Annotated in this window: 6 protein-coding genes; 3 read left to right on the forward strand and 3 right to left on the reverse strand. The window is 69.4% G+C overall.

All coding sequences use genetic code 11. The annotated features are described in order from the left end of the window. Nucleotides 1-160 precede the first annotated feature (160 nt). Both lpdA and EIO58_RS13710 read right to left on the reverse strand, forming a co-directional pair. Nucleotides 161-1,561 (reverse strand): dihydrolipoyl dehydrogenase, encoded by a 1,401-nt coding sequence (gene lpdA / locus EIO58_RS13705; RefSeq protein WP_127820003.1) that lies wholly within the window; start codon nucleotides 1,559-1,561, stop codon nucleotides 161-163. Between the two features lie 10 nt (nucleotides 1,562-1,571). After that, complete coding sequence (locus EIO58_RS13710; RefSeq protein ID WP_127820007.1) at nucleotides 1,572-2,204, reverse strand: copper resistance CopC family protein; 633 nt, start codon at nucleotides 2,202-2,204, stop codon at nucleotides 1,572-1,574. A gap of 107 nt (nucleotides 2,205-2,311) precedes the next feature. On the opposite strand from EIO58_RS13710, the gene EIO58_RS13715 reads away from it, so the two are divergent. After that, nucleotides 2,312-2,713 (forward strand): hypothetical protein, encoded by a 402-nt coding sequence (locus EIO58_RS13715; protein WP_127820004.1) that lies wholly within the window; start codon nucleotides 2,312-2,314, stop codon nucleotides 2,711-2,713. A 55-nt stretch (nucleotides 2,714-2,768) separates the two neighbouring features. Here the strand turns inward: EIO58_RS13715 and EIO58_RS13720 are convergent, their stop codons facing one another. Further along, nucleotides 2,769-3,119, reverse strand: a complete 351-nt coding sequence (locus EIO58_RS13720) for a hypothetical protein (RefSeq protein WP_127820005.1) — start codon at nucleotides 3,117-3,119, stop codon at nucleotides 2,769-2,771. Nucleotides 3,120-3,333: 214 nt separating this feature from the next. Between EIO58_RS13720 and EIO58_RS13725 the strand changes: the two genes are divergently transcribed. After that, nucleotides 3,334-3,837, forward strand: a complete 504-nt coding sequence (locus tag EIO58_RS13725) for an FHA domain-containing protein (protein ID WP_127820006.1) — start codon at nucleotides 3,334-3,336, stop codon at nucleotides 3,835-3,837. Continuing rightward, a partial coding sequence (locus tag EIO58_RS13730) for a MerR family transcriptional regulator (RefSeq protein WP_164861708.1) occupies nucleotides 3,837-4,147 on the forward strand: 311 nt, incomplete at its 3' end. The genes EIO58_RS13725 and EIO58_RS13730, both read left to right, overlap by 1 nt.

Consider the following 4,147-nt stretch of genomic DNA (forward strand, 5'->3'; position numbering starts at 1 on the left):
CGAGCTCGGCCCCGCCGCCCCGGCAGACCCCGACGCGCGCGCGGCGTTCTTCGCCGCGGTCGCAGAGGCCGCGCTCACCGCCGGTGCGCGGCCCGCGGCATCCGATTCGAAGCTCGCGCGAGCCCTCGGCCACTGACCGTCTCGCCTCGCGAGGGTGGCGTCAGAGGTTGATCATGTGGCCGGCGAGACCGTGGAAGGCCTCCTGCACGGCCTCCGACAGCGTCGGGTGCGTGTGGACGTTGCGCGCCGCCTCGAGAGCGGTGAGGTCCCACTTCTGCGCGAGCGTGAGCTCGGGCAGAAGCTCCGAGACGTCCGGTCCGATCAGGTGGCCGCCCAGCAGCTCGAGGTGCTCGCCGTCGGCGATGAGCTTGACGAAGCCGATCGCCTCGCCGAGGCCGTTGGCCTTGCCGTTCGCCGAGAACGGGAACTTCGCGACCTTGACGTCGTAGCCGGCGTCGCGCGCCTGCTGCTCGGTGAGGCCGAACGAGGCGACCTGCGGCGAGCAGAACGTCGCGCGCGGCATCATGCGGTAGTCGCCGAGGGTCATCGTCTCGGCCTTGCCGATCGTCTCGGCCGCGACCACGCCCTGCGCCTCGGCCACGTGGGCGAGCTGCAGCTTCGCGGTGACGTCGCCGATCGCGTAGATGTGCGGCACGTTCGTGCGCATGTGGTCGTCGATGTCGATGGCACCGCGCTCGGTGAGCTTCACGCCGGTGCTCTCGAGGCCGAAGCCCTCCACGTTCGCCGCGAAGCCGATCGACATGAGCACCTTGTCGGCGTCGATGGACTGGGTCTCGCCGCCGGCCGCCGGTGTGTAGGTCACGGTGACGCGGTCGCCGTGGTCGGTGACCGTCTCGACCTTGGTCGAGGTGAGGATGTCGACTCCGTACGACTTGTACTGCTTCGCGATCTCCTTCGAGACGTCGGCGTCCTCATTGGGAAGCGCACGGTCGAGGAACTCGATGATCGTCACCTTGACGCCGTAGTTCGCCATGACGAACCCGAACTCCATGCCGATCGCGCCGGCTCCGACGATCACGATGGAGGTCGGAAGCTCGCGCGAGAGGATCTGCTCCTCGTAGGTCACGACGTTGTCGCTCAGCGTGACGCCCGGGAGCAGGCGCACCCTCGAGCCGGTCGCGATGATGGCGTTGTCGAAGGTGACGTCCTCGGTGGAGCCGTCGGCCTTGGCCACGCTGATCGCGTTGGGCCCGGTGAAGGTGCCGCGCCCCTCGTACTCGGTGACCTTGTTCTTCTTCATCAGGTAGTGGATGCCCTTGACGTGGGTGTCGGCGACCTTGCGGCTGCGATCCCACGCCACGCCGAAGTCGAAGTGCACGTCGCCCGAGATGCCGAACAGGTCGGCCTTGTGATGGAACTGATGCGCGAGGTCGGCGTTCTTCAGCAGAGCCTTCGAGGGGATGCAGCCGACGTTGAGGCAGACACCGCCCCAGTACTTCTCTTCGATGATCGCGACCGTGAGGCCGAGCTGTGCGGCACGCACGGCCGCGACGTACCCGCCGGGGCCCGCGCCGAGGATGGCGACGTCGTAGTGAGGCATGTGTAAAAGCCTACTGGTCGGCAGGAGGCTCGGAGCCGGGTCCGGAGGGGCCGCTCCGGCGTCGGCGGGCGGAGACGACGAGGGCGATCACGACCGCGGCGACACCGGCGGCGAGAAGCACCGGGATGAGACCTACGAGCGGCGTCTCGACCGGGTCGTCCGTCATGTCGTCGATGAGGGTCGGCGTCGGCGTCGCGGTCCGGGTCGGAGCCGGTTCGTCCGGCTCGGCCGTGGGCGCCGGCGCGCCCGCGACAGTGAACGAGAACTCGCCCGAGATCGGGTGTCCATCGCTCGAGACGACCTTCCACAGCACCGTGACGGTGCCGGATGCCTCGCCCGCGAGCGGCTGGGTGAGCACGTTGTCCTGCGCAGTCGGTGCGCCGTCGGTGAGCGTTACGCCCGAGGCATCCGTCACCTGCACTTCGGATGCCCGCTCCTCGGTGGCGATCACGCCGCTGAAGGTGAGTCGCAGCTGTGCGGGAAGCGCGTCGACCGTGCTCTTGGCTGCGGGATCGCTGCCCAGGAGCTCGTCATGCGCGTGGGCGGGCGACGCCGTGGCCAGCACGGTGAGGGCGGCCAACAGGAGCCCCACGACGAGCGCGACGAGACGGGCGTGGCGAGCATCGTGAAATGTTCGTGACATCACGCGATCGAGCCTAACCGGCCCTACGATCCGCAGCCCGCCAGGCTTAGCATGGCCGCAGGCGGGAGCACCTGCCCCGCCGACCGGACAGCGGAAGGACGGTGGAGATGGACGCCATGATGATGGGCGCCATGTCGAAGGACATGATGTCGATGCCCGGCATGGAGACCATGGACATGTCGGTCATGCAGGCGTGTATGGATGCCTGCTCGGCGTGCGAGCAGGCATGCACGGTGTGCTCCACGCAGATGATGTCGTGCGCGCCCGCGTGCATGAACTGCGCGGACATGTGCAACACGATGATGCGCGCCATGATGCGCCCGCAGGGCATGAACCCGGCCGTGATGATGTCGATGCTCGACGCCTGCATCGCCATGTGCCGGCTCTGCATGGACGAGTGCATGGAGCACGCCGACCACAGCGAGGTCTGCAAGATGTGCGCTCAGGCCTGCCAGGCGTGCATGGATGCCTGCACGGCGATGAAGAATTCGATGATGGCGATGGGCTGAGCTCGTCGCCTTTCTCGTGCTCCGGCGGATCCCCGGCGACGAGCCCATGGAAGTGTCAGCCGCGGAGGACGTTGAAGCGCGTGCCGCCCACAGCGAGCACGTCGTAGCGCTCGTGGAGGGCGACCGGGGTCCCCGGTGCCGCGTGCGCAGCTGCGCCCGTGCCGTTCCACAGCGACACCGGGTCGGCGCCGGTGAGCGTCCGCACGATCAGGAAGCCCGAGCCCGGGTCTGATGCCTCGACGATCGCGTCGGCCCAGTCCGACGGGGTCGCGGCGGCCAGGCGCGCCTGGATGAGGTGGAGGGCGTGGCCCGGCGCGAAAGAGGTGCAGGCGTCTTCGTGGTCGCACATGCACGCCACACGCTCGCGCACCTCGAGGGGCGGGATGTGGCGGCGCGGGGTGGACATGGTCGGCTCCATCTCGGTCGGATCCTCGGCGGAATCGCTCCGCCCGGACGGTCCAGCCAGGCTAGAACCGGTCCTCTCGCCGCGGCATTCCGCGTGACACGCGGCGAAACACTGGGGGCGCGCAGCGCGATCGCGGCCGACGCGCCCGAGTCGGAATCCGGCTCTTCCGCGGGCCGGGCGATCGGATAGGCTGGGCTGTCGAAGGAGGAGCACCGTGGACGACGACCGCCGACCCGACCAGGGAGACATCCGCCGGGCTGCCGGGGCCGACGCGCGCGAGTCCGACCGTGGCGCCGATACGACCCAGACGTTCGGGCACGACTCCGACCTGTCGTTCGTGCCGTTCGGCAGCGAACTGGGCGAAGCCGAGCTCGAGTCGATCGACGCGCTCCCCTCGGGGGCTGCGCTGCTGCTGGTGCGCTCCGGGCCGACTGCCGGCGCCCGCTACCTGCTCGACACCGACGTGACGACAGTGGGCCGGCATCCCGAAGCCGACATCTTCTTCGACGACGTCACCGTGTCGCGACGCCACGCCGAGATCACGCGCACGGGCACCGCGTTCGAGCTGGTCGATCAGCGCTCGCTCAACGGCACGTACGTCAACGGCGAACGCGTCGACCGTGCGACCCTCAGCAATGGCGCCGAGGTGCGGGTCGGCAAGTTCCGCCTGAACTTCTTCGTGTCACCCGCCGACCTCCGGCAGGCGGCGGACGCCTGATGCCCAGCGCATCCGCCCGCGAACGCTCGGCGTCCGCGGGTCTTCTGAGCATCGGCCAGGTGCTCGCGCGGCTGTCGCCGGAGTTCCCGTCGCTCACTTCCAGCAAGCTGCGCTTCCTCGAGGTGCAGGGCATCGTCGCGCCGACGCGCACCGAGTCGGGGTACCGCAAGTTCTCGCAGGCCGACCTCGAGCGCCTGCGGCTCGCGCTCACGCTGCAGCGCGACCACTACCTGCCGCTGTCGGTCATCCGCGAGTACCTCGAAGACGTCGACGCCGGGCGCGACCCGGCGACGCCGACCGCCGTGCCGCC

The sequence above is a fragment of the Microbacterium sp. CPCC 204701 genome (assembly GCF_004010105.1).
Taxonomy (GTDB): Bacteria; Actinomycetota; Actinomycetes; order Actinomycetales; family Microbacteriaceae; genus Microbacterium.